The 24,838-nt window shown below is 70.1% G+C and carries 25 protein-coding genes; 9 read left to right on the top strand and 16 right to left on the bottom strand.

Features of this window, described 5'->3' with window-relative positions:
* The first annotated feature begins 144 nt into the window (after window positions 1-144).
* The gene (locus tag OIC96_RS42230; RefSeq protein ID WP_330302765.1) at window positions 145-2,184 is read left to right on the top strand and encodes an NPCBM/NEW2 domain-containing protein; all 2,040 of its coding nucleotides are present in this window, start codon (window positions 145-147) and stop codon (window positions 2,182-2,184) included.
* 101 nt (window positions 2,185-2,285) lie between these two features.
* Here the strand turns inward: OIC96_RS42230 and OIC96_RS42225 are convergent, their stop codons facing one another.
* On the bottom strand, window positions 2,286-3,251 hold the full coding sequence (locus OIC96_RS42225; protein ID WP_330302766.1) for an ROK family protein: 966 nt from the start codon (window positions 3,249-3,251) through the stop codon (window positions 2,286-2,288).
* A gap of 194 nt (window positions 3,252-3,445) precedes the next feature.
* On the opposite strand from OIC96_RS42225, the gene OIC96_RS42220 reads away from it, so the two are divergent.
* Both OIC96_RS42220 and OIC96_RS42215 read left to right on the top strand, forming a co-directional pair.
* Window positions 3,446-4,528 (top strand): LacI family DNA-binding transcriptional regulator, encoded by a 1,083-nt coding sequence (locus OIC96_RS42220; protein WP_330302767.1) that lies wholly within the window; start codon window positions 3,446-3,448, stop codon window positions 4,526-4,528.
* Window positions 4,529-4,531: 3 nt separating this feature from the next.
* Entirely contained in the window at window positions 4,532-5,302 is a 771-nt protein-coding gene (locus tag OIC96_RS42215) for a hypothetical protein (RefSeq protein ID WP_330302768.1), read from the top strand.
* A 74-nt stretch (window positions 5,303-5,376) separates the two neighbouring features.
* Here OIC96_RS42215 and OIC96_RS42210 read toward each other — a convergent pair whose 3' ends face one another.
* Complete coding sequence (locus tag OIC96_RS42210) at window positions 5,377-6,684, bottom strand: DUF6986 family protein (protein WP_330302769.1); 1,308 nt, start codon at window positions 6,682-6,684, stop codon at window positions 5,377-5,379.
* Window positions 6,685-6,808: 124 nt separating this feature from the next.
* Here OIC96_RS42210 and OIC96_RS42205 point away from each other — a divergent pair, with 124 nt between their 5' ends.
* Window positions 6,809-7,702: an endonuclease/exonuclease/phosphatase family protein gene (locus OIC96_RS42205; RefSeq protein WP_330302770.1), complete on the top strand. Its 894-nt coding sequence runs from the start codon at window positions 6,809-6,811 to the stop codon at window positions 7,700-7,702.
* A gap of 54 nt (window positions 7,703-7,756) precedes the next feature.
* On the opposite strand, the gene OIC96_RS42200 is transcribed toward OIC96_RS42205, so the two are convergent.
* From OIC96_RS42200 to OIC96_RS42185, 4 genes are all read right to left on the bottom strand, one after another.
* Window positions 7,757-8,719 (bottom strand): electron transfer flavoprotein subunit alpha/FixB family protein, encoded by a 963-nt coding sequence (locus OIC96_RS42200; RefSeq protein WP_330302771.1) that lies wholly within the window; start codon window positions 8,717-8,719, stop codon window positions 7,757-7,759.
* Window positions 8,720-8,771: 52 nt separating this feature from the next.
* Window positions 8,772-9,557 carry an electron transfer flavoprotein subunit beta/FixA family protein gene (locus tag OIC96_RS42195; protein ID WP_330302772.1) on the bottom strand — a complete coding sequence of 262 codons (786 nt, stop codon included), beginning with the start codon at window positions 9,555-9,557 and terminating at the stop codon, window positions 8,772-8,774.
* Window positions 9,558-9,779: 222 nt separating this feature from the next.
* On the bottom strand, window positions 9,780-10,289 hold the full coding sequence (locus tag OIC96_RS42190; protein WP_330302773.1) for a flavin reductase family protein: 510 nt from the start codon (window positions 10,287-10,289) through the stop codon (window positions 9,780-9,782).
* Between the two features lie 206 nt (window positions 10,290-10,495).
* Window positions 10,496-10,909 carry a TlpA family protein disulfide reductase gene (locus OIC96_RS42185; protein WP_330302774.1) on the bottom strand — a complete coding sequence of 138 codons (414 nt, stop codon included), beginning with the start codon at window positions 10,907-10,909 and terminating at the stop codon, window positions 10,496-10,498.
* Window positions 10,910-10,984: 75 nt separating this feature from the next.
* Here OIC96_RS42185 and OIC96_RS42180 point away from each other — a divergent pair, with 75 nt between their 5' ends.
* Window positions 10,985-11,401 (top strand): DUF4395 domain-containing protein, encoded by a 417-nt coding sequence (locus OIC96_RS42180; RefSeq protein ID WP_330302775.1) that lies wholly within the window; start codon window positions 10,985-10,987, stop codon window positions 11,399-11,401.
* Window positions 11,402-11,587: 186 nt separating this feature from the next.
* Entirely contained in the window at window positions 11,588-12,316 is a 729-nt protein-coding gene (locus tag OIC96_RS42175; protein ID WP_330302776.1) for a lysophospholipid acyltransferase family protein, read from the top strand.
* 37 nt (window positions 12,317-12,353) lie between these two features.
* On the opposite strand, the gene OIC96_RS42170 is transcribed toward OIC96_RS42175, so the two are convergent.
* The 6 genes from OIC96_RS42170 to OIC96_RS42145 form a co-directional block, all read right to left on the bottom strand.
* Complete coding sequence (locus OIC96_RS42170) at window positions 12,354-13,046, bottom strand: B3/B4 domain-containing protein (RefSeq protein WP_330302777.1); 693 nt, start codon at window positions 13,044-13,046, stop codon at window positions 12,354-12,356.
* Window positions 13,047-13,054: 8 nt separating this feature from the next.
* Window positions 13,055-13,627, bottom strand: a complete 573-nt coding sequence (locus OIC96_RS42165; protein ID WP_330302778.1) for a transglutaminase family protein — start codon at window positions 13,625-13,627, stop codon at window positions 13,055-13,057.
* An 82-nt stretch (window positions 13,628-13,709) separates the two neighbouring features.
* Entirely contained in the window at window positions 13,710-14,783 is a 1,074-nt protein-coding gene (locus OIC96_RS42160) for a threonine aldolase family protein (protein WP_330302779.1), read from the bottom strand.
* On the bottom strand, window positions 14,780-15,526 hold the full coding sequence (locus OIC96_RS42155) for an SDR family oxidoreductase (protein ID WP_330302780.1): 747 nt from the start codon (window positions 15,524-15,526) through the stop codon (window positions 14,780-14,782). The genes OIC96_RS42160 and OIC96_RS42155 overlap by 4 nt, the downstream gene beginning before the upstream one ends.
* A gap of 38 nt (window positions 15,527-15,564) precedes the next feature.
* Window positions 15,565-16,962, bottom strand: coding sequence for a DUF6421 family protein (locus OIC96_RS42150; RefSeq protein ID WP_330302781.1), 1,398 nt, complete (start codon window positions 16,960-16,962; stop codon window positions 15,565-15,567).
* 81 nt (window positions 16,963-17,043) lie between these two features.
* Complete coding sequence (locus OIC96_RS42145) at window positions 17,044-18,045, bottom strand: alpha/beta hydrolase (protein WP_330302782.1); 1,002 nt, start codon at window positions 18,043-18,045, stop codon at window positions 17,044-17,046.
* A 295-nt stretch (window positions 18,046-18,340) separates the two neighbouring features.
* On the opposite strand from OIC96_RS42145, the gene OIC96_RS42140 reads away from it, so the two are divergent.
* Window positions 18,341-19,024, top strand: coding sequence for a glycerophosphodiester phosphodiesterase (locus OIC96_RS42140; protein WP_330302783.1), 684 nt, complete (start codon window positions 18,341-18,343; stop codon window positions 19,022-19,024).
* Between the two features lie 3 nt (window positions 19,025-19,027).
* On the opposite strand, the gene OIC96_RS42135 is transcribed toward OIC96_RS42140, so the two are convergent.
* Window positions 19,028-19,570 carry a GNAT family N-acetyltransferase gene (locus OIC96_RS42135; protein WP_330302784.1) on the bottom strand — a complete coding sequence of 181 codons (543 nt, stop codon included), beginning with the start codon at window positions 19,568-19,570 and terminating at the stop codon, window positions 19,028-19,030.
* Window positions 19,571-19,640: 70 nt separating this feature from the next.
* Here OIC96_RS42135 and OIC96_RS42130 point away from each other — a divergent pair, with 70 nt between their 5' ends.
* Together OIC96_RS42130 and OIC96_RS42125 are read left to right on the top strand one after the other, a co-directional pair.
* Entirely contained in the window at window positions 19,641-20,027 is a 387-nt protein-coding gene (locus tag OIC96_RS42130; RefSeq protein WP_330302785.1) for a VOC family protein, read from the top strand.
* A gap of 133 nt (window positions 20,028-20,160) precedes the next feature.
* Window positions 20,161-20,925 (top strand): VOC family protein, encoded by a 765-nt coding sequence (locus OIC96_RS42125; RefSeq protein ID WP_330302786.1) that lies wholly within the window; start codon window positions 20,161-20,163, stop codon window positions 20,923-20,925.
* A gap of 67 nt (window positions 20,926-20,992) precedes the next feature.
* Here the strand turns inward: OIC96_RS42125 and OIC96_RS42120 are convergent, their stop codons facing one another.
* The 3 genes from OIC96_RS42120 to OIC96_RS42110 form a co-directional block, all read right to left on the bottom strand.
* Window positions 20,993-21,511, bottom strand: a complete 519-nt coding sequence (locus OIC96_RS42120) for a cupin domain-containing protein (protein ID WP_330302787.1) — start codon at window positions 21,509-21,511, stop codon at window positions 20,993-20,995.
* Window positions 21,512-21,544: 33 nt separating this feature from the next.
* Window positions 21,545-24,067, bottom strand: coding sequence for a cellulosome protein (locus tag OIC96_RS42115; RefSeq protein ID WP_330302788.1), 2,523 nt, complete (start codon window positions 24,065-24,067; stop codon window positions 21,545-21,547).
* A 140-nt stretch (window positions 24,068-24,207) separates the two neighbouring features.
* On the bottom strand, window positions 24,208-24,699 hold the full coding sequence (locus OIC96_RS42110; RefSeq protein ID WP_406502239.1) for a MarR family winged helix-turn-helix transcriptional regulator: 492 nt from the start codon (window positions 24,697-24,699) through the stop codon (window positions 24,208-24,210).
* Window positions 24,700-24,838: the final 139 nt, after the last annotated feature.

The following is a 24,838-nucleotide window of genomic DNA, read 5'->3' as shown; positions in this document are numbered from 1 at the left end:
GGCACCGTCAAGGGTTCTGACGAGATATCGAACAACCGTTACCACTTCTCTTCCACCAGAGTCGGACAGGTCCTACCGTAAACGCGCACCATTGTCGCGGACATGTAGACATCCAATCTTTCGCGAGTTCGGAGGAACGTAACGATGCGTCACCTTCACACCCGCACAACCCGCCGAAGAGTGGTCGGAGCACTCGCCGCAGGACTGTTGTGCACGACCGGGCTCATGGCGCCCGCCTTCGCCGCCGCACCCGCGTTCGCGGCCCCCGTCGAGGACCCGGTCTCCCCCACCCTGGCGGACGGCCTCGCCCTCACCCCGCCCATGGGTTTCAACAACTGGAACTCCACTCACTGCCGCGCCGAGTTCAACGAGGACATGGTCAAGGGGATCGCGGACCTCTTCGTCGACAAAGGGCTCAAGGACGCCGGGTACCAGTACGTCAATCTGGACGACTGCTGGGCACTGCCGTCCCGGGACGCGTCCGGCAAGCTGGTGCCCGACCCCGTGCGATTCCCGGGCGGAATCAAGGCGGTTGCCGACTATGTGCACGCCAAGGGGCTCAAGCTCGGCATCTACACCAGCGCGGGCACGAAGACGTGCAACAGCGCGGGATTCCCCGGCGCGCTCGGCCATGAGTACAGCGACGCCCAGCAGTTCGCCGACTGGGGCGTCGACTACCTCAAGTACGACAACTGCAACAACCAAGGCGTGGACGCCAAGTTGCGCTACACCACCATGCGTGACGCCCTCAAAGCGACCGGGCGGCCCATCGTCTACAGCATCTGCGAGTGGGGCCAGAACAAACCCTGGGAATGGGCATCGGACGTCGGACATCTGTGGCGTACCACCGGGGACATCAGCGACAGTTGGGGCTCGATGCTGTCGATCCTCAAGCAGAACCTGCCACTCGCCCCGTACGCCGGCCCCGGGCACTGGAACGACCCGGACATGCTGGAGGTCGGCAACGGCGGCATGACCGACACCGAGTACCGCTCGCACTTCTCGATGTGGTCGGTCATGGCGGCACCGCTGCTCATCGGCTCGGACCTGCGCAAGGCATCCGCGGCGACCTTCGACATCCTCGACAACAAGGAGGTCATCGCGGTCGACCAGGACCCGCTCGGCAAGCAGGGCACGGTGCTCTCCTCCGAGGGCGGACGCTGGGTCGTCGCCAAGGAGATGCAGGACGGCAGTCGGGCGGTGGCCCTGTTCAACGAGACGGGCAGCGCACAGCGGATCGCCACCACCGCACAGGCGGTGGGCCTGCCCGAGGCGTCCGCCTACACGCTGCGCGATCTGTGGCAGCACAAGAGCTACAACACCGCGGGCACGATCTCGGCGACCGTCCCCGCGCACGGGACCGTACTGGTGCGTGTCTCGGTCGACGCCCAGTGGGCCAAGAACCCGCCCGCCGTCGAACTCGGCCTGAACGGCAGCCCGTTGGTCGAGGCGGGGAAGACCGCCTCCCTGGAGTCCACGGTCACCGACCTCGGCCGTACGCCCGCCCAGCACGTCTCCGTGACGCTCAGCGGGCCCGAGGGCTGGACGGTCGGCGCGACCTCACCGACCACCGCGGGCGTGGTGCCGACGGGCCGTGCGCTGCGTACGGGATGGCAGGTCACCGCGCCCGAGGGCACGGCCACGGGATCGTACGACCTGACGCTGAAGGCGAGTTACCGCTCGCCGACCGGTGTACGCGCCGAGAGCGTGCTGCCCCTGAAGGCCTCCGTGGTCGTGGCGCCACCCTCGGGGGTCTCCTCCCTCGGAGACCTGCCGTGGCTGTCAACAACCAACGGCTGGGGGCCGGTTGAGCGCGACACCAGCAACGGTGAGAGCGCCGCGGGCGACGGTCATCCGATCACTCTCGGCGGAGTCGTCTACGCAAAGGGGCTCGGCGTGCACGCCGAGAGCGCCGTCGAGTACTACACCGGCACGGCGTGCGAGACGGTCACCGCGGACGTCGGCGTCGACGACGAGAAGGGTGCCAAGGGGACCGTCGCCTTCGAGGTCTGGGCCGACGGGACGAAGGTCGCCTCGACCGGCGTCCTCACCAACGCGATGCCGGCCCAGCCGGTCACGGCCGATGTGACCGGCGCCCAGGTGGTCCGACTCGTCGTCACCGACGGCGGCGACGGAATCGACTCGGACCACGCGGACTGGGCGGACGCGAAGCTCAGCTGCTGATCCCCTCAGGCCTCGGCTGATCCCTTCAGACCGTGGCTGACACGTTCAGGCCTCGGCCGATCCGTCGGCCGAGGCCTGCACCGCCGACCCGCCCCATGGCGTCAGACTCCGGCCCCGGCCCCGGCCCCGGTCGCGCTCGGGTTCCTGCTGAGCGCGGCCGCGGCCGCGCCGACCAGGCCGGCGTCCGTGCCCATCAGCGCGGGTGCCACGGTCAGCCGCCGCACGAAGGAGAGCGTCGCGTAGTCGGCGAGCGCCTTGCGCAGCGGCGTGAACAGGATGTCCCCCGCCTTGCCCACGCCCCCGCCGATGACGGCGATGTCGATCTCGACGAGGGTCGCGGCGGCCGCGATGCCCGCCGCGAGCGCCTGCGCGGCCCGTTCGAAGGAGGCCACGGCCACCGGGTCGCCCGCGCGGGCGGCCTCGGCCACCGCGGCGGCCGAGGTGTCGCCGTCGGGGCCGGGCTGCCAGCCGCCCTCCAGCGCGCGGCGCGCGATGTTCGGGCCGCTCGCGATGCGCTCGACGCAGCCGCGGGAACCGCAGGGGCAGAGGTCGCCGTTCAGCTCGACGCTGATGTGCCCGATGTGGCCCGCGTTGCCGGTGGGGCCGGGGTGCAGCTGTCCGTTCAGGACGAGTCCGCCGCCGACCCCGGTCGACACGACCATGCAGAGCGCGTTGTCGTGGCCGCGGGCGGCGCCCTGCCAGTGCTCGGCCGCCGTGATGGCCACGCCGTCGCCGATCAGCTCGACGGGCAGCCCCGCCGTGGCCTTGCGGACCCGCTCGACCAGCGGGTAGTCGCGCCAGCCCGGCACATTCACGGGGCTCACCGTGCCCGCGGAGGCGTCCACCGGGCCCGCGCTGCCGATGCCGACGGCCCGCGCGCTGCTCCACAGCGGGGAGCCCGTCAGCTCGCCGATCACGTCCTCGACGGCTCGCATCACGGTGTCGCCGTCCTCCTGCGCGGGCGTCGCGCGCTGCGCGCGCAGAAGGATCCGGCCGTGGCCGTCCACCAGCGCTCCGGCGATCTTGGTGCCGCCTATGTCGAGCGCGGCCACGAGGTCGGTGTGCATCAGAGTCAGATCTCCCAAGGCGGTGTCGTTTCCGGGCCCGCCGCGCTGCGGGTCCGGGTCTCCGGCCGAAAAGGCAGGCAGGACGACGCGCCCCTGGGGGAAGGCGCAGGCCGGAGAATGCGGTGGACAGTCTCTCTCGCATCTGACAACGTTGTCCAGGCTCTATGCTCGACGCCACATCCTCATACAACCCCATGGACCGACGCATCCCCGTCGCCGACAGGACAGGACAGCGCATCGTGGCCGAGACCGCCCGCCGATCCGAGAACCGCTACGGAAACCGTCCGACCATGAAGGACGTTGCGGCGCGTGCGGGAGTCGGCCTCAAGACGGTCTCGCGCGTAGTCAACGGCGAGCCGGGGGTCACCCCGGACACCGAGCGCCGCGTCCAGGAGGCCATCGACGCACTGGGCTTCCGCCGCAACGACAGCGCACGGGTGCTGCGCAAGGGCAGCACCGCGAGCATCGGCCTCGTCCTGGAGGACCTCGCGGACCCGTTCTACGGGCCGCTGAGCCGCTCGGTCGAGGAGGTGGCCCGTGCCCACGGCGCGCTGCTGATCAACGGCTCCAGCGCCGAGGACCCGGAGCGCGAGCAGGAACTGGTCCTCGCGCTGTGCGCGCGCCGCGTGGACGGACTCGTCGTCATCCCGGCCGGTGACGACCACCGCTATCTGGAACCCGAGATAAAGGCGGGCGTCGCCACGGTCTTCGTGGACCGCCCGGCCGGAAAGATCGACGCCGACGTCGTCCTGTCGGACAGCTTCGGCGGCGCCCGTGAGGGTGTCGCCCACCTCATCGCCCACGGCCACCGCCGGATCGGCTTCATCGGCGACATGCCCCGCATCCACACCGCCGCCGAGCGGCTGCGCGGCTACCGCGCCGCCATGGAGGACGCGGGCATACCGGTCGAGGACGCCTGGATGTCCCTGGGCGTCACCGACCCGCGCCGGGTACGCAAGGCGGCCGAGGACATGCTCTCCAGCCCCGCCCCCGTCACCGCGGTCTTCGCCGGCAACAACCGTGTCACCGTCACGGTCGTCCGCGTCATCGCCGAGCGCGGCCGCCCCGTCGCCCTCGTCGGCTTCGACGACATCGAACTCGCCGACCTCCTCCAGCCCGGCGTCACGGTCGTCGCCCAGGACGCCGCCGCCCTCGGCCGCACGGCCGCCGAACGCCTCTTCCGCCAGCTCGACGGCAGCCTCGTCACCCCGGAGCGCATCGAACTCCCGACGCGCCTGATCACCCGCGGCTCCGGGGAACTGCCGCCCTCGGACTGAGCCGTGGCCGCCCCCGACCCGCGCACTCTGGAGGCCCTCGGCCTCGCCGAGATCCCCCGCGAGCACCCGCTGAGCTATCCGGGGGCCTGGCCCAAGGACTCCGGACTCCTCGACGGGGACCGGCTGTTGCCCCTGAGCCGTCTGGTGTACAAGGACCGCGTCCCGGTCCTCGCGGTCGGCTCCAACGCCTGTCCCGCCCAACTCCGGCACAAGATGGCGCTGTCCGGGGTGTCCGGCACGATTCCGCTGGTGAAGGCGCGGGTCGGCGGCATCGGGGTCGGTGTCTCGGCCCATGTGAGTCTCATGGGGTACGTGTCGGCGTCGCCGTTCCACGCGCCGGGCGCCGTCGGTGAGTTGTTCCTCACCTGGCTCGATGAGGAGCAGCTCGCGGTGATCGACGCGAGCGAGGGCGTTCCGGAGGCGACCGGTGCGTACGATCGCGCGTGGCTGCCCTCGCCCGCCTCCGGCGTCCGGATCGAGCTGGACTCCGGTGAGTTCCTGCCCGGCGCGTACGTCTACGTCAACCGTCACGGGGTTCTCCACGACGGCGCCGGAGTGCCCCGTACCCATCCGGGCGAGCGTCCGCTGCTCGCCTCGCTCCTTGCCGGGTCGGCGCGCCTGCGGGAGCTGTTCGGACAGACTCCGGAGGAGTTCTGTGCCAGGGCTCGCTTCGACGCGGAGCTGTGTGCGCGGGGGACCCGTCTGTTCGTGGAAGAGGGGTTGACCACCGCCTCCGGTCTGGAGAGGTACGCGAAGACGGGTCCGTCGTCATAGTGCGGGCGGTCCGTGGCGTGTCGCGCCCCGCGGCGGAGCCGCGGATGGCACGGCCCCGCGTCCCTGAAGGGCCGCTACTGCTTCCCGGAGATCGTCAGATCCGCCCGCCTCGGCGACGCGAACCCCTCCAGGTCCGCCCGCGTCAGACCCGTCACCCGTGCCACCTCCGCGATGTCCAGGGCGCCGCAGTCCAGGCCGCGCAGCAGGTAGCCGCTGAGGGCCTTGGCGGTGGCGGGCTCGTCCATGACGTCGCCGTCGGTGTGGGCGGCGTAGCGGGCGAGGCGGGCCGCGGCCTGTTCGAAGCCCTCGCGGTAGAAGGCGAAGACGGCGGCGTAGCGGGTGGGGATGTGGCCGGGGTGCATGTCCCAGCCCTGGTAGTAGGCGCGGGCCAGGGCACGGCGGGTGAGGCCGTAGTGCAGGCGCCAGGCGTCGTGGACCTTCTCGGTCGGACCGACCGGCAGGACGTTGGTGGAGCCGTCGGAGACGCGTACGCCGGTGCCCGCGGCGGCGACCTGCATGATCGCCTTGGCGTGGTCGGCGGCGGGGTGGTCGCTGGCCTGGTAGGCGGCGGAGACGCCGAGGCAGGCGCTGTAGTCGAAGGTGCCGTAGTGCAGACCGGTGGCGCGGCCCTCGGCGGCCTGGATCATACGGGCGACGGTCGCGGTGCCGTCGGTGGCGAGGATGGACTGGCTGGTCTCGATCTGGATCTCGAAGCCGATCCGGCCGGGCTCCAGGCCGCGCGCCTTCTCGAACTCCTCCAGGAGCCGGACCATCGCGGTGACCTGCTCGGCGTACGTCACCTTGGGGAGGGTCAGGACCAGCCCCTCGGGCAGACCGCCCGCCTCCATCAGGCCCGTCAGGAAGATGTCGAGGGTGCGGATGCCCCGGTCGCGCACCGGAGCCTCCATGCACTTCATGCGGATGCCCATGTACGGGGCCGCCGTGCCGTTCTCGTACGCCTCCGCGATCAGACGGGCCGCGCGGGCCGCCGCCTCGTCCTCCTCGGCGTCCGGGCGCGGGCCGTAGCCGTCCTCGAAGTCGACGCGCAGGTCCTCGATGGGTTCGCGTTCCAGCTTGGCCCGTACGCGGTCGTACACGGGCTCGGCGAGCTCGTCGGAGAGGCCGAGGACGGCGGCGAAGGAGGCCGCGTCCGGGGCGTGCTCGTCGAGCGCGGCGAGGGCCCGGTCGCCCCAGGAGCGGATGGTGTCGGCGGCGAACACGTCACCGGGGACGTACACGGTGTGGACGGGCTGCCGGGTGCCGGGGTCTCCGGGGTAGCGGCGCTCCAGCTCGGCGTCGACCGGGGCGAGGGAGGCACTGATCTCCTCGCTGACGGCGCCCGCGAGGCTCGTCGACACCTTCTCCTGCTGACCCTGACCCATCCCACAGCCTCCTGTTTTCCGCTCCACGGAATCAACAATCCGTATAGCGAAGTTATCCGGGGATCTTCCCGATGGTCAACACCCTCTTGCACCCTCATCCTGACCCCCGACCGAAGGAGTACGCGTGCCGGACACCAGCAGAGTGACTCGTCGCATGGGACTGAGGACCGCCGTGGCCGCCGCGGTCGGCGTGCCCCTGTTGAGTACGGCGGCCGCCTCCGCCGCCCCGCACCGGGGCCGGGACCTGGACGTCATGACGTTCAATCTCCGCTACGCGAGCGGCTCCGAACCCCACAGCTGGCCCACCCGCCGCCCGGTAATGGGCGAACTCTTACGCCGGGCGGCCCCCCACGTCATCGGCACCCAGGAGGGCCTCTACCACCAGCTGCGCGACATCGACTCCGACCTCGGACCGCACTACGACTGGATCGGCACGGGCCGCGCGGGCGGCAGCCGCGACGAGTTCATGGCGGTCTTCTACGACACCCGCCGTCTCGCCCCGGTCGAGTACGAGCACTTCTGGCTCTCCGACACGCCCGACGTGATCGGTTCGAACACCTGGGGTGGCGTCTGCATCCGCATGGTCACCTGGATCCGCTTCCGTGATCTGCGCGACGGGGAGCGGGAGTTCTACGTCCTCAACACCCATCTGGACAGCGGACGTCAGAAGGCACGCGCGCGTGCCGCCACCCTGATCGGTCAGCGGATCGCCGGGTTCGACCGTTCCCTGCCGCTGATCGTGACCGGCGACTTCAATGTCGCGGCCCACAAGAACCCCGTCTACGACACGATGCTGGGCGCCGGTCTCGTCGACACCTGGGACGCGGCGGCCGAGCGCGGTCCGCTGTACGCCACCTTCCACGGCTACTGGCCGCTGGTGCCGGACGGCGACCGCATCGACTGGATCCTCGCCACGCCCGAAGTGACCGCACACCGGGCGTCGGTCAACACGTTCTCCCGCAATGGACAGTTCCCGAGCGACCATCTGCCCCTGCAGACCACGCTGACCCTGGGATGAGGCGAGGCCCCCGCGACCATGACGGTCGCGAGGGCCTCGTACAGCGGGACTCGATCAGCCCTTGCGGGACTTGATCTCCTCGGTGAGCTGCGGGACGACCTCGAAGAGGTCGCCGACCACGCCGTAGTCGACCAGGTCGAAGATCGGGGCCTCGGCGTCCTTGTTGATCGCCACGATCGTCTTCGACGTCTGCATACCGGCGCGGTGCTGGATCGCGCCGGAGATGCCGGAGGCGATGTACAGCTGCGGCGACACGGACTTGCCGGTCTGGCCGACCTGGTTGGTGTGCGGGTACCAGCCGGCGTCGACCGCGGCGCGCGAGGCGCCCACGGCGGCACCGAGGGAGTCGGCGAGCCCCTCGATGATCGAGAAGTTCTCGGCGCCGTTGACACCACGGCCGCCGGAGACCACGATCGCGGCCTCGGTCAGCTCGGGGCGGCCGGTCGACTCGCGCGGGGTGCGCGCGGTGACCTTGGTGCCGGTGGCCTTCTCGGAGAAGGAGACGGCGAGCGCCTCGACGGCGCCGGCGGCCGGGGCGGCCTCCACGGGAGCCGAGTTCGGCTTGACCGTGATGACCGGAGTGCCCTTGGAGACACGGGACTTGGTGGTGAAGGAGGCGGCGAACGCGGACTGCGTGGCCACCGGGCCCTCGTCGCCGGCCTCGATGTCGGTGGCGTCGGTGATGATGCCGGAGCCGATACGGACCGCGAGGCGGGCCGCGATCTCCTTGCCCTCGGCGGAGGACGGGACGAGCACGGCGGCCGGGGAGACGGCCTTGTACGCGGCCTGCAGCGCGTCCACCTTCGGTACGACCAGGTAGTCGGCGTACTCGGCGGCGTCGTGCGTGAGGACCTTCACCGCGCCGTGCTCGGCGAGCGCGGCGGCGGTGTTCTCGGCACCGGAGCCGAGGGCGACGGCGACGGGCTCACCGATGCGGCGGGCCAGCGTCAGCAGCTCCAGGGTGGGCTTGCGGACGGCACCGTCCACGTGGTCGACGTAGACGAGAACTTCAGCCATGGGAATGCTCTCCTGCGGATTGCGAAGTCTGGGGGCGGTGAGGGGGTGAGCCTTAGATGAACTTCTGGCCCGCGAGGAACTCAGCGAGCTGCTTGCCGCCCTCGCCCTCGTCCTTGACGATCGTGCCGGCGGTGCGCGCCGGGCGCTCGGTCGCGGAGTCGACCTTGGTCCAGGCACCCTCGAGACCGACCTCGTCCGCGTCGAGCTCCAGGTCCTCGAGGTCCCAGGACTCCACCGGCTTCTTCTTGGCGGCCATGATGCCCTTGAAGGACGGGTAACGCGCCTCACCCGACTGGTCGGTGACCGACACGACGGCCGGGAGGGAGGCCTCCAGCTGCTCGGAGGCGGAGTCGCCGTCGCGGCGGCCCTTGACGACGCCGTCCTCGACCGAGACCTCGGAGAGCAGCGTGACCTGCGGGACACCCAGGCGCTCGGCCAGCAGGGCCGGGACGATACCGGCGGTGCCGTCGGTGGACGCCATGCCGGAGATGACCAGGTCGTAGCCGGCCTTCTCGATCGCCTTCGCGAGCACCAGCGAGGTGCCGATGGCGTCGGTGCCGTGCAGGTCGTCGTCCTCGACGTGGATGGCCTTGTCGGCACCCATGGAAAGCGCCTTGCGCAGCGCGTCCTTGGCGTCCTCGGGGCCGACGGTCAGCACGGTGATCTCGGCGTCGTCCGCCTCGTCGGCGATCTGCAGCGCCTGCTCGACGGCGTACTCGTCGAGTTCGGACAGCAGGCCGTCCACGTCGTCACGGTCGACGGTCAGGTCATCGGCGAAGTGCCGGTCGCCAGTGGCGTCGGGCACGTACTTCACAGTGACAACGATCCTCAAGCTCACGCCGGCTCTCCTACTGCATCGTCATTTCTGGGCTGCTGCCTTCTTTCAGGCAGCATAGGCGCCTGAAGCGGCCGATCCCGGTCGGGGCGACCCGCGCTCCGAACGAAATATTACTCGTCAGTACACCCACTGAGCGCCCACTAAGCAAGCGCTTTGAACTGTGACCTTGGCAACGCTGCGTAACCAGCGAGTAGGACCGACGGGTAGGACCGGCGAGTAACTTCAGTCGCGCAGGCCGTTGAATCGCCCCTGGTGGTACAGGAGCGGCCGGCCCGCGCCGGAAGGGTCGCCGAGGACCACCTCGGCCAGGACGATGCGGTGATCCCCCGCGGGTACGCGCGCGACGACACGGCACACGAGCCAGGCGAGCACGTCGTCGAGGACGGGAACTCCCTCGGGTCCCCTACGCCAACGGGTGGACGCGCCGAAGCGGTCGGCCCCGCTCCTGGCGAAGGTCGCGGCCAGCTCCTGCTGGTGTTCGCCGAGTATGTGGACCCCGACATGGCCGGACTCGGAGATCGCGGGCCAGCTGGAGGCGCCGACGCCGATACCGAAGGAGATAACCGGGGGCTCCGCGGAGACCGAGGTGAGCGAGGTGGCGGTGAAGCCCACGGGACCCTCGCCGCCGGGAGCCGTGATCACTGCCACACCGGCCGCGTGTCGCCGGAAGACGGAGCGCAGCAGGTCGGGAGAGGCGAGTTGGGGGGTGCCGAGGTCGGGCGTGGCCGTCATGGAGTTGTCCTTCTGCGAGGGGTGACGAGCTGATCCGTGGCTGTTCAACAGCCCGGACAGCGCGCACTCGCGGTGCGGGCCAGGTCCACGTGGACGCGCGCGAAGAGAAGGAGTTCCGGGGGCATACGGTCAGGCTGACGATAGGTGGTGCACGCAGTCAAGGGCGTTCCGGAATCTGGGAGATGCCTCACCATGATCGTCACGGGTCAGACGGCCTCTCCCAGCGCCGCGATCACATCCGCCTTGCGCGGCTGTCCTGTCGCCCGCCGCACGATCCGCCCGTCCGCGTCGAGCACCAGCACGGTCGGCGTCTTGAGGATGTCGAGTTCGCGTACGAGGTCCAGGTGGTCCTCGGCGTCGATCTCCACGTGGGACACCCCGGGAACCATGCCGGCCACCTCGGCGAGCACCCGCCGGGTCGCCCGGCAGGGCGCGCAGAAGGCGCTGGAGAACTGGACGAGCGTGGCCCGTTCGCCGAGCCCCTCCCCCAACTCCGCCGCGCCGAGCCGCTTTCCGCCGTCGCGCCCGCGCACTCTCACTCTCCCGCTCCGCCGCTGATGCAGCACTCCGTACACGCTCGCCGCCGCGAGCACCGCCACGCACACCACAAGTCCGGTCATCGTCTGCACCAGCATTCACGAGACCGCAAAGATTCCCGGGTCCGCGGATCCCGCTCCATACGGAATGCTTGATTCATGGACATTGATGTGAGGGGGCCGCGTTTCGGTGCGGCCGTGACGACCGTTGTGCTGGCGGCCACGCTGATCACCGGGAGCGCCTGGCTGCTGGCCTGGCAGACGCTGGCGTTCGCGCTGGGCGCGTCGGGCGGCGTGGCGCGCTCCCCGTACGGCTGGCTGTTCCGGAAGGCCGTGCGCCCCCGCCTTGGGCCGCCGACGGAGTTCGAGGCGCCCGAACCGCCGCAGTTCGCACAGGCGGTGGGGCTCGTGTTCGCCGTGGTGGGACTGATCGGCTTCACGGCGGGCCCGCAGTGGCTGGGGCTCGCGGCGACCGGATGCGCGCTCGCCGCCGCGTTCCTCAATGCGGCGTTCGGGTACTGCTTGGGATGCGAGATGTACCTGGTCGCACGGCGGGTGACGGTTCGTTCGGAGTAAAGGCGAGTTAAAAGCCCGAGGTGGATCAAGTGATGTACGTGACGAGGATCTCGCCGTTCTGCGGCACCAGGACTGGCCACTCGTCCGTTCTTGGGGCACGATCTGCGCAATGCCGTAAACCTACGGCTGCGTAACTTTCCCGCCGGGAGACCCCTTCCCAGGCAGAGAGAAGGGTCCACCCCGTCCATGGCAGAGCTTGTCTACCGTCCCGTCGTCGGTCTCGCCCAAACGTTGTTCAAGGCCTGGGACCTCAAGATCGACTGCCAGGGATCGGAGAACATTCCGCGCTCGGGCGGCGCCGTGCTGGTCAGCAACCACATCAGCTATCTGGACTTCATCTTCGACGGTCTGGCCGCCCTGCCGCAGAGGCGCCTGGTGCGCTTCATGGCGAAGGAGGCGGTCTTCCGGCACAAGATCTCCGGTCCCCTGATGCGGGGCATGAAGCACATCCCGGTGGACCGCAAGCAGGGTGAGACGGCGTATCAGCACGCCCTGAAGTCGCTGCGCTCCGGCGAGATCGTCGGTGTCTTCCCCGAGGCGACCATCTCGCAGTCCTTCACCCTGAAGAGCTTCAAGTCGGGTGCCGCGCGCATGGCCCAGGAGGCCGGCGTGCCGCTGATCCCGATGGCCCTGTGGGGCACCCAGCGTCTGTGGACCAAGGGCCACCCGAAGAACTTCAAGCGCAGCCACACCCCGATCACCATCCGGGTCGGCGAGCCGATCGAGGCGCCGCAGGACCAGTACGCGGGCGCCATCACGCGGCGGCTGCGCGAGCGCGTCCAGGAGCTCCTGGAGGCCGCACAGCGCGCCTATCCCGTGCGGCCCAAGGGTCCGGACGACACCTGGTGGATGCCGGCGCACCTCGGTGGCACGGCGCCGACCCCCGAAGAAGTGAAGGCCGCCGAGGCCCGCTGAATCGTCACCTCCGGCACTGCCGGAGCGTGCTGAATCGTCACTCCGGGGCGTGGACGCTGATCCGTGCCCCGGGGCTGAACTTCTCCAGGAGTTCGGCGAGTTCGGCACCGGCGGCCTCGACGCCGGCCACCGGCATCGGCGCCAGGCTCTCAAGAAGGAAGACCGCCGACACCGACGCTTCCGTGAGCCGGGTGCGCGGCCCCTGGCGCCAGTTCCAGCGGCGGCAGGTCACGCCCGCGTCGTCGCACCACACCACCTCGCCCGCGTCGGGGTGCTCGACGACCTCCTCGCCGCCCGCGACGGTCACGAAGTTCTCCTCGCCCGTGGCGCGGACGAGCCGCATCCCACCCTGGATGTGATCGATGTCCTCACCGCCGACCGGGATCAAGTGGGCGACGCTGATCGCGTTGTAGATGTCCACGAGGACATTGATCCGAGGCAGTCCGCCACCCGAGAGGGCGCGCTTGGCCAGCGCCTCCGCCGAGTTGCGGGTGCGCGACGGCTTGGAGCCGAACGCCGTGTAGACCTCCCGCCAGGCGGCCATGTGCGGGTCCTCGTGCGGAGCGCGACCGTCCAGCCGTACGGCCAGCCGCCGCGCCGCGTCGTCGAGCAGCGCCGAAGTCCCCTCGCTGCTTGGCCCGTTGACCAGTCCGTGCGCCTCTATGGCGACGTGGGTGAAACCGGGCGCGAGGGCGCGCACCTCGTCGGACACGGTGAGCGTGAGAGTCATGGCCTGCCTCAGAGTGCGGTGGGGAGCGTCTTCCAGAGGTACGGCCGGTCGGGGGCGGCTTTGAGGACGCTCAGCACGACCGGGTGAGGTTCAGCATACAATACCGGGTAGTCCAACTCATTGAACTCCGGATCGGGCGTGAAGGCCAGCCGCTCACCGTCGAGGGAGAACTGGGCGTCCACACCCGGCTTGTTGCCACGGGGGTCCTGCCGGTGCCAGGAGCCGTTGAACCGTACGGCGACGAGCCCGTGCACCTCGTCGAACTTCTGGTAGCAGAACGCCGTCGGGATGTCCTCGGCGCGCAGCAGCGCGGCCAGGGCGTGGGCCTTCGCGTAGCAGATGCCGGTGCGCCGCTCCAGTACATCGGAGGCGCGCCAGGTGACGCGCAGATCGCCGGAGTCGTACGAGTGCGGGATGGTGTCGCGCACGAACTCGTAAGCGGCCTGCGCATAGGCATACGAGTCGGCCGCACCCTTCGCGAGGCGCTCGGCCGTCTCGCGGACGATCGGATGGTGATGGTCGATGACCTCGTCGGCGGCCAAATAGGCGGACAGGTCGGGGGTTTCCTGGATGAGCTCCATGCCCCCAGAGCATAGGAATACGGCCGACCGAGAGTCAATGACTTTTCGATCGACCGTATATCTATGCATACCCGCGCAGGGGCTAGCGGTGGGCCATCTCCTCCTTGAGCGCCGCCACGAACCCGTCGACGTCGTCCTCGGTGGTGTCGAAGGAGCACATCCAGCGGACGTCGCCCGCGGCCTCGTCCCAGAAGTAGAACCGGAAGCGCTGCTGCAGCCGCTCGGTCACGTCGTGCGGAAGACGCGCGAAGACCGCGTTGGCCTGAACGGGGTAGAGAATCTCCACGCCGTGCACCGCGCGCACGCCCTCGGCCAGCCGCTGGGCCATCTCGTTGGAGTGGCGGGCGTTGCGCAGCCACAGGTCCTTGGAGAGCAGCGCCTCCAGCTGGACGGAGACGAAGCGCATCTTGGAGGCGAGCTGCATCGACAGCTTGCGCAGATGCTTCATATGGCTGACGGCGTCCTGATTGAGGACGACGACGGCCTCGCCGAACAGCGCGCCGTTCTTGGTCCCGCCCAGCGACAGGATGTCGACGCCCACCGCGTTGGTGAACGTCCGCATCGGGACGTCCAGGGAGGCGGCCGCGTTGGATATCCGGGACCCGTCCAGGTGCACCTTCATGCCGTGCGCGTGGGCGTGCTCGCAGATCGCGCGGATCTCGTCGGGCGTGTAGAGGGTGCCCAGCTCGGTGCTCTGGGTGATCGAGACGACCTGCGGCATCGCGCGGTGCTCGTCGTCCCAGCCGTACGCCTGCCGGTCGATCAGCTCGGGGGTGAGCTTGCCGTCCGGTGTGGGCACCGTGAGCAGCTTGAGGCCGCCCATGCGCTCGGGGGCGCCGCCCTCGTCGACGTTGATGTGCGCGCTCTCCGCGCAGATCACCGCACCCCAGCGGTCGGTGACCGCCTGGAGCGCGACCACGTTCGCGCCGGTGCCGTTGAAGACCGGGAAGGCCTCGGCGGTGGCACCGAAGTGGCCGCGGATGATCTGCTGGAGATTCGCCGTGTAGTCGTCCTCGCCGTACGCGACCTGGTGTCCGCCGTTGGCCAGGGCTATGGCGGCGAGCACCTCGGGGTGCGCCCCCGCGTAGTTGTCACTGGCGAAGCCGCGGACGGCCGGGTCGTGGTGACGCCGGGCGTCGGTCTTCGGAGGGTTCACGGCTTGTCGGTCAGCCACAGACGGTTTCCGTTCACTTCGCCGGCGGGCAGGTCCCAGACGCCGGCGATGGACTCGGCCAGGTCCTTGACGTCCGTGAAGCCCGCGAACTTCGCGTTCGGGCGCTCGGCGCGCATGGCGTCGTGCACCAGTGCCTTGACCACCAGGATGGCAGCCGCGGAGGTCGGCCCCCCTTCGCCCCCGGCCTTGCGGAAGTAGTCGGCCATGGCCAGCGTCCACGCCTCGGCGGCGGCCTTGGCGGCGGAATAGGCGGCGTTGCCGGCGGTGGGGTTGCTCGCGCCGGCCGCGCTGATCAGGAGGTACCGACCGCGGTCGCTGCGCTGCAACGGCTCGTGGAACGCGAGAGAGGTGTGCTGCACCGTACGGATGAGCAGCAGCTCCAGGAAGTCCCAGTCGTCGAGGCTCGTCTTGGTGAAGGTCTCGCTGCCGCGCCAGCCGCCGACGAGGTGGACCAGGCCGTCGACGCGGCCGAAGTCCTTCTCGATGCGGGTGGCCCAGTCGTGGGTCGACTGCAGGTCGAGCAGGTCGACCGTGTCCCCGACGACGGTGGCGCCGCCGTGCCCGTAGCGGGCCGCGTCCACGGCCTCCGCGAGTCGCTCGGGGTCGTTGTCCGAGCCGACGACGGTCGCGCCCGCGTCGGCGAGCCGGGCGAGCGTCGCGCGTCCGGCGGGTCCACCCGCGCCGGCCACCGCGATCACCGCACCGCTGAGAGCCCCGTTCCTCATCCTCTTCGCCTCCTGAGCAGTGTTCTCGGCGCCGTCGCTCACGCGGCGGCCCGCTCGGCGTTCGCAGCGGTGATGCCCTTGGTCGAGGCGATCACGTTCTTGAGCTTCTTGGAGAGCGCCTCATAGAACATGCTCAGCGGAAACTCGTCCGGAAGCACGTCGTCCACGAGCTTGCGCGGGGGCTGGGTGAGGTCGAGGGCGTCCGGACCCTTGGCCCAGCGCGAGCCCGGGTGCGGGGCGAGGTAGGTGGAGACGAGCTCGTACGCCTTGAACCAGTGGACGAGCTTCGGGCGGTCGATGCCGGCCCGGTAGAGCTCCTCGATCTCGGCGCACAGCTGGTTGGTGACCTGCGGGGCGCGCTGCCAGTCGATGTGCAGCTTGTTGTCGGTCCAGCGGACGACGTCGTGCTTGTGCAGGTAGGCGAAGAGCAGCTGGCCGCCGAGGCCGTCGTAGTTGCGGACGCGGTCGCCGGAGAGCGGGAAGCGGAACATCCGGTCGAAGAGCACGGCGTACTGCACGTCGCGGCCGTGCGCGTTGCCCTCGGCCTCCAGCTTCACGGCCTCCTTGAAGGCGGTGAGGTCGCAGCGCAGCTCTTCGAGGCCGTACATCCAGAACGGCTGGCGCTGCTTGATCATGAACGGGTCGAAGGGCAGGTCGCCGTGGCTGTGGGTGCGGTCGTGGACCATGTCCCAGAGCACGAAGGCCTGCTCGCAGCGCTGCTGGTCGTGGACCATCGCGGCGATGTCCTCGGGCAGCTCCAGGCCCAGGGTGTCCACGGCGGCGTCGGTGACGGCGCGGAAGCGGGCGGCCTCACGGTCACAGAAGATCCCGCCCCAGGAGAAGCGCTCGGGCGCCTCGCGCACCGCGATGGTCTCCGGGAAGAGCACGGCCGAATTGGTGTCGTAGCCCGCGGTGAAGTCCTCGAAACTGATGCCGCAGAAGAGCGGGTTGTCGTAGCGGGTGCGCTCCAGCTCGGCCAGCCAGTCCGGCCACACCATGCGCAGGACGACCGCTTCGAAGTTGCGGTTCGGGTTGCCGTTCTGCGTGTACATCGGGAAGACGACCAGGTGCTGGAGGCCGTCCTCGCGGTGCGCGGCGGGCTGGAAGGCCAGCAGCGAGTCGAGGAAGTCGGGCACCTGGAAGCCACCGTCGGACCAGCGGCGCAGATCCTTCACGAGCGCCTCGTGGTACGCGGCGTCGTGCGGCAGCAGCGGGGCGAGCTGCTCGATCGCGTCTATGGCACGGCGTACGGCCAGATCGGCGTCGGACGCGTCGGGAGCGCCCTCCGCCGCGAAGTCGATGGCCCCGTCCATGGACTGCCAGGGACGTATCTCCTCCACGGCATCCTTGAGCACGGGCCATGCCGGGTGCTCCACCACCCTGGCCACGGGAGGAACCTGCTCCTCCATACCCACCTGCACAAGAATTTCCGTCATGTCTCATCCTCCACGGGAGAACCTCGCGTATGGACACCGTATGTAAGCGAGGTTCCTTCCCGCAAGAGGAGACTCGGGAGATTATCCTGCGTGACCCCCATCTTCACCGCTCTTTTTCCTGTCGGAAACCGTCAAGGCGATTACTTCCACTACGTGTTGCTGTGCGGCGCGGGCATCCGGGAGAAGCTCGGGAAAGCCGAAGAATCCGTGGAACATGCCGGGGTAGTGGCTCTCTATGACCGATACGCCCGATTTGCTCAGTTTCGCAGCGTACGCCCGGCCCTGCTCGCAGAGGAGGTCGAAGCCCGCGGTGACGATGTGGGCGGCCGGCAGGCCATGCAGGTCCGCCAGCAGGGGCGAGGCGTGCGGGTGCGCCCGGTCGCCGTCGGGCCCGAAGTACTGCTCGTCGAACCAGCGCCCGTGGGCCGGGGTGAGGAAGTGGCCCGCGCCGCCCCCGCCGTGGGTTCCTGCCCGGGGCCGTGCGTCGGTAGCGGGGTAGACGAGGACCTGGAGTGCGAGCGCCGGGCCGCCCCGGTCGCGGGCGATCAGCGCGGCCACGGCCGCGAGGTTCCCGCCCGCGCTGTCACCCGCGGCCACCAACGCGCCCGGGTCCCCGCCCAGTTCGCCGACATGCCCGTCCGCCCAGCACAGCGCGGCGTACGCGTCGTCGACGGCCGCGGGGAAGCGGGCCTCCGGCGCGAGCCGGTAGTCGACCGAGACGACGACCGCCCCGGCGTCCCGGCACAGGGCGCGGGCGATGGGGTCGTGCGTGTCCAGGCCCCCGATGACCCATCCGCCGCCGTGGAAGAAGACGACGGTGGGCCGGGGGGTGGGCGGCTGCGCCTCGGACGGCTCCGCCTCCGGCCGATAGATCCGTACGGGAATCTCCGGGGCCCCCTCCGGACCCGGTATCGCGCGGTCCTCGACCGAGCCCACGCGTGGCGGCTCGAAGGGCCAGGCGGGCCCGGCGGCGAGAATGCGGCGGGCCTCGGCCGCGTCGGTGACGGTGCCGCCGACGTCCGGGAAGTGGGCCTTGATGGCGTCGACGAGGGCGAGGACCTCGGGCGCGGGTTCGCTGGGCATCGCGGTTCCTTTCCGGGGCTGTCGGCGGAACTCTCCTACCAAGGCACGGACATGACTACCCGTCAGCCCGGCAGCCGACAAGGCCCGGCCGCCGGTCAACCATCGAGGGACTCGCCCACCCGAGAGTGACCCGTTCGGGCGACCCGAGGCAGGTCTCCCCTGACAGACACCCCATTGGCCCGCGTACGAGCGGGTACATCGCACAGCGGGGCCATTAGGCTGCGCCCTGCCGCGTGGGCGCCCCGTCGCACACCACGCGCGAGCCGAGCCGCCGTCGACGGAAGCGAGTCGAATCTTGAACTTCCTCACCATCGGTCATCGCGGAGTGATGGGTGTCGAACCCGAGAACACCCTCCGTTCCTTCGTCGCCGCCCAGAACGCGGGCCTCGACCTGATCGAACTCGATCTGCATCTGAGCAAGGACGGCGCCCTCGTCGTCATGCACGACGCCGAAGTGGACCGTACGACCGACGGTTCGGGGCCGATCGCCGAGAAGACACTCGCCGAGCTGCGCGCGCTGGACGCGGGACGCGGTGAGCGCGTCCCCGTCTTCGACGAGGTCCTGGACGCCGTCAAGGCGCCACTGCAGGCCGAGATCAAGGATCTGGCGGCGGCCCGGGCGCTGGCCGAGGTCATGCACCGGCGGGACCTGGTCGGGCGGGTCGAGGTGTCGTCGTTCCACGACGAGGCGATCGCCGAGGTCGCCCGGCTCGTGCCCGGCGGCCGCACCGCGCTCATCGCCAGCCGGTATGGCATCGATGTCGTGGACCGCGCCGTGGAGGCGGGCGCCGCGACCGTCTGTCTCAACATCCGCAGGCTGACCCTGGAGATCGTCGAGCAGGCCCGCAAGGCCGACCTGCGGATCATCGGCTGGGTGGTGAACACCCAGGACCAGCTGCGGCTGGTGCGCGCCCTGGAGCTGGACGGCGCGACCACCGACTACCCCGAGATCAAGCGCACCGGCCGCTTCACCGCGTGAACGTCACGTCAGCGGCTTGACCAGCAGCTCGAACTGCAGGTCGTCGCGCTGCGGAATGCCGAAGCGCTCGTCGCCGTACGGGAAGGGCGTCATCTTTCCCGTACGGCGGTAGCCGCGCCGCTCGTACCAGGCGATGAGGTCGTCGCGTACGGAGATCACGGTCATGTGCATCTCCGTGACACCCCACGTCTCGCGGGCCGTCCGCTCCGCCTCGGTGATGATCACCTTGCCGAGGCCCCCGCCCTGGAGTGTGGGGCTGACCGCGAACATGCCGAAGTAGGCGTGGTCGCCGCGGTGTTCGAGCTGGCAGCAGGCGACGACCTCGCCGTCCCGCTCGACGGTCAGCAGACGGCTGTCGGACGACTTGATGACGGCGAGCACACCGTCGGGGTCGGTCCGCTGGCCTTGGAGGATGTCCGCCTCCGTGGTCCAGCCGGTCCGGCTGGAGTCACCGCGGTACGCCGACTCGATCAGCACGACCAGGGCGTCCACGTCGGCGTCGGTGGCGTCGCGGAAGGTGAGTCCGGTGGCGGCGGCGGTATCCATGGAGCGATTCTCCGTTCAGTGGCGCGGCTGGGGCACCGACGAGCGTAACCCTCCCCTACGCTCCGGGTGCATGGTGCATGTACTGAGCAGCCGGACCCTCCTGCGTCCCACCGACCCCGAGCGCTCCCGGGCCTTCTACGGCGAGCAGCTGGGCCTCGCCGTCTACCGCGAGTTCGGTACGGGCCCCGAGCGCGGGACCGTCTACTTCCTCGGCGGCGGTTTCCTGGAGGTCGCCGGGCGCTCCGAGACCCCGCCCTCCCCCGCGCTCAAGCTATGGCTCCAGGTCGACGACGTGACGGCGGCGCACGAGGAGCTGACGGCGGCGGGTGTCGACGTGCTGCGGCCGCCGGTCAAGGAGCCGTGGGGGCTGATCGAGATGTGGATCGCGGATCCGGACGGCACCGAGATCGTGATCGTGGAGGTCCCGGAGGATCATCCGCTGCGCTACCGGCCCTGAGGCGCGCCGCCGCACGTCTGGGCCCCTTCTCCTTCCGCGCGATCCGGGCTGGCTGGTACGGCGGGCCGGGCTTAGCGTTTTCTGAAGGGGTCTTGCTGCGTAAGGAACGTCGTGATCGTGCGGAAGGAACCTCATGAAGCTCGACATGCCGGTGACCGGCGGACCCTGCTGGACCGAGCTCGGGACCAGCGATCTGGAGGCGGCCAAGCGCTTCTACGCCGACCTGTTCGGCTGGCGCCCGGAGACGGATCCGCGGCCGGAGGCGGGCGGCTACACGGTCGCGCACCTCGGTGACGCGGCGGTCGCGGCGATCAGCCCGCTGTACCAGGAGTCGCAGCCCGTCGCCTGGAACGTGTCGTTCGCCGTGGCCGACGCGGACGCCGCCGTGGCCGCGGTGCGGGCCGCCGGCGGCACGGTCGTGCTCGGCCCGATGGACGTGTTGGACGTGGGCCGGTTCGCGGTGGCGTTCGACCCGGGCGGAGCGGCCTTCCAGCTGTGGCAGGCGCGGGCCTTCCCCGGCGCGGGGCTGTTCAACGCGCCGGGGGCGCTCGGCTGGGTGGAGCTGATGACCCGCGCCCCCGACCGGGTCACGGAGTTCTACACGGGCGTGTTCGGCTGGACCGTGAGCGCCTCGGAGGAGTACCCGCAGTGGGGCATCGACGGTGCCGACTTCGGCGGCATGGTGACGATGGACGACAAGTTCCCGCACGAGGTGCCCTCGCACTGGATGCCGTACTTCTCCGTCGAGGACGTGGACGCCACGGCGAACGCCGCCCTCTCGGCGGGCGGCCACCTGCTCATGGAGCCCATGTCCGTGCCGCACGGGCCCCGGATCGCCGTCCTGCGGGACCCGCAGGGTGCGGCGTTCGGGGTCCATGTCGCGGGCGAGGAGGGCTAGCCGGGCCCTGCGTGCGGATCCGGCGCCGGTATGTCAGCCACAGGTCCGGTAGTCGTGGCCGGCGAGACTATTGTCCCGGCTTCATCTGCGTGAGTTGATGGATGCCGTGCCGCGACCGCACCTGCGCGATGGCGGCCACGTCGGGCGGCCCGGGGGCGTCGAGGATGTCGGCGATCTCCTGGATGTAGTGCTCGTGGCCCGCGGGCGCGGCGAGGAAGAGCATCCGGGCGGGAGTGGAGCCCGGGTTGGCGAAACCGTGGGGGCAGCCCGAGGGGACGTACATCAGACTGCCCGGACCACCCCGTGCGACCTTCTGTCCGCTCCCGGACTCCCAGCTCTGCCAGTCCCCGGCCGTCCTGATCCGTGGTTCGAAGGCCAGCAGGTCGAGTTCGCCGTCGACTATGTAGAACAACTCCTCGGCCTCGTCGTGGAAATGGGCGCCCACGTCGAACCCTGGCCCGACCTCGGCCTCGAACACCGACCACAGAGCCGAGTGTTCGGCCCCCACCTTGAGCGTCATCCCGGACGTACCCATCCGGCGGCCCGATCCGGGCGGCAGCACCAGTCCATCGGTCATGGCGCCCATGGTGACCCGGAAGCATCGCCTCAGGAAGGGCTGTCAGGCCAGTGGTGTCACCGCCACCTGATCGATGACGGGAGCGTATGCCGAGCGCTGCGGGTGCTGGTTCAGGTCCTGGTTCGTGAAGGTGAGGGTGTTGGCGCCCTCCCTCAGTGTCACCGGAACGGTGAGGTCCCAGAAGTTGTTGAAGTGGAAGGTGGTGGGGAAGAGCACCCGCCGCGGCGGCTCTCCGTTGACGGAGATGTCCGCGTGGCGGCAGACCGGGTCGGGGTTGTAGTGGGTCGCCGGGGCCTGCTCGCCGTTGGAGTAGCGGATGGTGAGGGCGTGCCGCCCGGTGTGCGCGGCCCTGACGGTGAGGGTGAGCGCGCCCGCGGCCCCGTTGCCGATGCCGTCGACCGCCTTTCCGCCGGTGGCGAAGGTGTGGGCGCCGGTCACCTTCGCGTCGCCCGTCACGGTGCCCTCTTCGGCGGCGTACACGGTGGTCTTCAGGTGACCCTGTCCCGGTGCCACCAGCAGCCGGTCGAGGACGAGTCGGCTTGAAGTGGCGGTGACCGTCAGCTTGTTGATGCCGCCGGCCAGGAACCGCGGAGTCCGCCCCAGCCGTCCCGCCATCTCCCCGTTGACGGTCAACACGCCCTCGCCAGACCCGAGTTGATCGACCGTGACGGTCGCCTCGCCGTCCGCCGCCGCGTGCACCCAGAACGTGGCGGTGCCTCCGGGGGGCAGCACGGCCGCCCCTGGCCCCGAGGCCCCGCGGTGCGCGTAGCTCACGTGTGCCCCGCCGCCGAGGACCGCGTACTCGGCGTCGTACACCGCGGGAGCCGTCACCCGCTCGTCACGCAGCGCCAGGTCGATCTTGTCGATGATCGCGTCGCCGTTGGTGACTCCGAGGTCGGGGTCCTGGGCGGCGAGCGTGATCGTGTGCTTGCCCGCGGTCAGCCGGACCTGCGTGTCGGTGTGCCCCCACACCACCCACTTGTAGCCGAGCGGGAGCCGCAGCTCCTGCGGGTCCGCGCCGTCGACGCGCAGGAAGACGTTGGTGGGGCCCTGTTCCTCGACCAGGCCGTCGAGGTTGTACGAGTTGGCGAAGACGCTCAGGTCGTACGTCCCGTCCTGCGGGACCTCGACGGCGAAGGCGAGGACGCCGTCGGAACCGGTGCGGAGCCCGCCGACGTGGTGGGTGCCGGACGAGGCGAACTTGTCGACGTCCGCGGGTGAACCCTCGGGCCCGTTCTTCGAGTAACCGCCGCCCGTGTACGTGGCGTTCACGGCCTCGTACGTCGCTCGCCAGCCCACCGACGGCGGCAGGGGAACGGCGCCGTCACCGCCGGGCGAGAGGATGACCTCGTAGGCGGACATCTCATGGAGGTCCGCCAGCTTAAGAGTCACTTTCCCGTCCACGACGGGCAGTTCGCGGTCCCGGAGCCGCAACGGCTGTGCGGAAGCGCCGACTTGGCCGGTCCACGGGATCTCGTGGAGCCGCATGTGCACCGTGTCACCGAAGATCTCGGCCGGGACGTCCGCGAACGCGATGTCGGCGGAACCGCTCTCGCCGCCGAGGAGGACCCGGGCCTGGCGCTTGTCCCGGTCGAGCGTGGCGACGCCCTGGAGGGTGTACTGGACGTTGGGCCGGGGCGCGGTCACCCGGACCGTGCGGCCGGTCATCCGGCCGTAGGCGTTGAACAGCCACCACTGGCCGTTGCCCTTGTTCGCCTCGACCGCCGAGTCGTTGAGGTTGCCGTCGATGTTCCAGTACGCCATGTCGGCGTCGATCTTCGACTCCTCGATGGCGGAGATCCACTGGACGATCTGGCCCGGCACGGACAAGTGGTAGTTGTGCGCGTACTCGTTGATGTTGACCGGGAGCGGGCCGATCCCCACATCCCGTTCCATCCGGCGGTACTTGGCGACGTTGGTGCGGATCGCGGCGGGCGTGGACAGCTCGTGCCAGGTGATCACGTCGGGGAGCACGCCGTGGGCCTTGGCGAACTCCAGGAAGCCCTTGACCTCTTCGTACAGGACGCAGGTGTTGGGGCCGGCGACGCGGGCGTCCGGGTCGAGGCGTTTGATGAGCCGGACGGCGTCCTTCCAGGCGGCGAAGTACCACTGCGGGTCGGTGTGCCAGGAGATCCCGTTGTAGCTCCACTCCTGCGTGCCGAACATGTTGCCTTCGGGCTCGTTGAACGGCACATACACGACATGGGACTTGTAGTCGCCCGTCGTCAGGACCTGACGGACCTGCTTCTCGATCAGCGTCATGAAGCCGGCGAGCCGTTCCTCCCCCGTGGCTCCGGGCCACTGGTAGGGGAAGCCGCGGTAGATGTCGGTCATGTAGACGTAGACGTCCTTGCCGCCGGAGTCCACGAAGGGCCGCAGGATGTCGAGGGCGTCGGCGCCGGGGTGCTGGGTGCCGCCCTGGGCCTTGGTGGACACCGTGCGGACGTACATGCCCTCGACGACGTTGCGGCTGGGCACGCCGTCGCCGTACAGGCCGTAGAGAGTGCCGCTCGCGCCGCCGTGGAAGGCTCCGGTGTCGGTCCCCAGGTCGATGGTGAGCGTCACGCTGTCTCCCCTCCCGAGGCCTCGACGAGACCCCACCGTTCGATATGTCGGACATCAGCCGGGATGCCGAACCGACCTGCCCGAACGTAGGAGTGGCGCTCATCTCATGTCAACGGTCCGTCACCGCACGCTGCCGTGTGTCAGGTCCGGGGCAGCCCCAGCCGGCCTTCCAGTTGTCCGAGCAACTCGCCCAGCAGTTCGGCCAGTTCACGCTGCCGGCCCAGGTCGACCCCGGACAGAACCGTTGTCTCGTAGGCGAGTTGCTCGGGGAGGATGCCGTCGACGAGTTCGCGGCCCTCGTCGGTGAGCCGGACATGGGCGACCCTGCGGTCCCGGGTGTCACCACGTCGCTCGACCAGACCGCGCTCGGTCAGCTGCTTGAGCCGCTTGGTGACGGCGGCGCCCGAGGAGAACGTCTCGCGGGCGATCTCGCTGGGGGTCAGCTCGTGTCCCGTGCGCCGCAGGGTGCCGAGCACGTCGAACTCGGGCCGGGTCAGCCCGGCCCGGCGCAGCGGGGCGTCCTCGGCCTGCTGAAGGAGCGCGGCACAGCGGTTGACCCGGCCGATGACCTCCATGGGCCCGGTGTCGAGGTCGGGGCGCACGGTGTGCCACTGCCGCACGACGGCGGCCATGGTGTCGCCCGGCGCGGCCCGCTCGGCAGAGCCGTTCCCCGCCTTCGCCCGAACGGCGGAGGCGCTCTCCCTCTCCGCCCGTCCGGCAGCGGCGCTCTCCGTCTCCGCCGGCCCGGCAGGGGCAGCCCCGGTCTCCGCC

Source organism: Streptomyces sp. NBC_00775 (assembly GCF_036347135.1).
In the GTDB taxonomy this organism is placed as follows: domain Bacteria; phylum Actinomycetota; class Actinomycetes; order Streptomycetales; family Streptomycetaceae; genus Streptomyces; species Streptomyces lutosisoli.
This window is presented reverse-complemented; position numbering and strand designations above follow the sequence as displayed.

Excerpts from the sequence above, each read along its gene's own strand:
- OIC96_RS42210 (WP_330302769.1), bottom strand. The coding sequence starts at position 6,684 with ATGGGTCAGGGTCAGCAGGAGAAGGTGTCGACGAGCCTCGCGGGCGCC.
- OIC96_RS42190 (WP_330302773.1), bottom strand. The coding sequence starts at position 10,289 with ATGACGGCCACGCCCGACCTCGGCACCCCCCAACTCGCCTCTCCCGAC.
- OIC96_RS42185 (WP_330302774.1), bottom strand. The coding sequence starts at position 10,909 with ATGACCGGACTTGTGGTGTGCGTGGCGGTGCTCGCGGCGGCGAGCGTG.
- OIC96_RS42155 (WP_330302780.1), bottom strand. The coding sequence starts at position 15,526 with ATGAGGAACGGGGCTCTCAGCGGTGCGGTGATCGCGGTGGCCGGCGCG.
- OIC96_RS42125 (WP_330302786.1), top strand. The coding sequence starts at position 20,161 with ATGAAGCTCGACATGCCGGTGACCGGCGGACCCTGCTGGACCGAGCTC.
- OIC96_RS42120 (WP_330302787.1), bottom strand. The coding sequence starts at position 21,511 with ATGGGCGCCATGACCGATGGACTGGTGCTGCCGCCCGGATCGGGCCGC.
- OIC96_RS42150 (WP_330302781.1), bottom strand. The coding sequence starts at position 16,962 with ATGACGGAAATTCTTGTGCAGGTGGGTATGGAGGAGCAGGTTCCTCCC.
- OIC96_RS42220 (WP_330302767.1), top strand. The coding sequence starts at position 3,446 with ATGGACCGACGCATCCCCGTCGCCGACAGGACAGGACAGCGCATCGTG.
- OIC96_RS42110 (WP_406502239.1), bottom strand. The coding sequence starts at position 24,699 with ATGGCCGCCGTCGTGCGGCAGTGGCACACCGTGCGCCCCGACCTCGAC.
- OIC96_RS42145 (WP_330302782.1), bottom strand. The coding sequence starts at position 18,045 with ATGCCCAGCGAACCCGCGCCCGAGGTCCTCGCCCTCGTCGACGCCATC.
- OIC96_RS42180 (WP_330302775.1), top strand. The coding sequence starts at position 10,985 with ATGGACATTGATGTGAGGGGGCCGCGTTTCGGTGCGGCCGTGACGACC.
- OIC96_RS42165 (WP_330302778.1), bottom strand. The coding sequence starts at position 13,627 with ATGGAGCTCATCCAGGAAACCCCCGACCTGTCCGCCTATTTGGCCGCC.
- OIC96_RS42130 (WP_330302785.1), top strand. The coding sequence starts at position 19,641 with ATGGTGCATGTACTGAGCAGCCGGACCCTCCTGCGTCCCACCGACCCC.
- OIC96_RS42230 (WP_330302765.1), top strand. The coding sequence starts at position 145 with ATGCGTCACCTTCACACCCGCACAACCCGCCGAAGAGTGGTCGGAGCA.
- OIC96_RS42225 (WP_330302766.1), bottom strand. The coding sequence starts at position 3,251 with ATGCACACCGACCTCGTGGCCGCGCTCGACATAGGCGGCACCAAGATC.
- OIC96_RS42135 (WP_330302784.1), bottom strand. The coding sequence starts at position 19,570 with ATGGATACCGCCGCCGCCACCGGACTCACCTTCCGCGACGCCACCGAC.
- OIC96_RS42200 (WP_330302771.1), bottom strand. The coding sequence starts at position 8,719 with ATGGCTGAAGTTCTCGTCTACGTCGACCACGTGGACGGTGCCGTCCGC.
- OIC96_RS42175 (WP_330302776.1), top strand. The coding sequence starts at position 11,588 with ATGGCAGAGCTTGTCTACCGTCCCGTCGTCGGTCTCGCCCAAACGTTG.
- OIC96_RS42170 (WP_330302777.1), bottom strand. The coding sequence starts at position 13,046 with ATGACTCTCACGCTCACCGTGTCCGACGAGGTGCGCGCCCTCGCGCCC.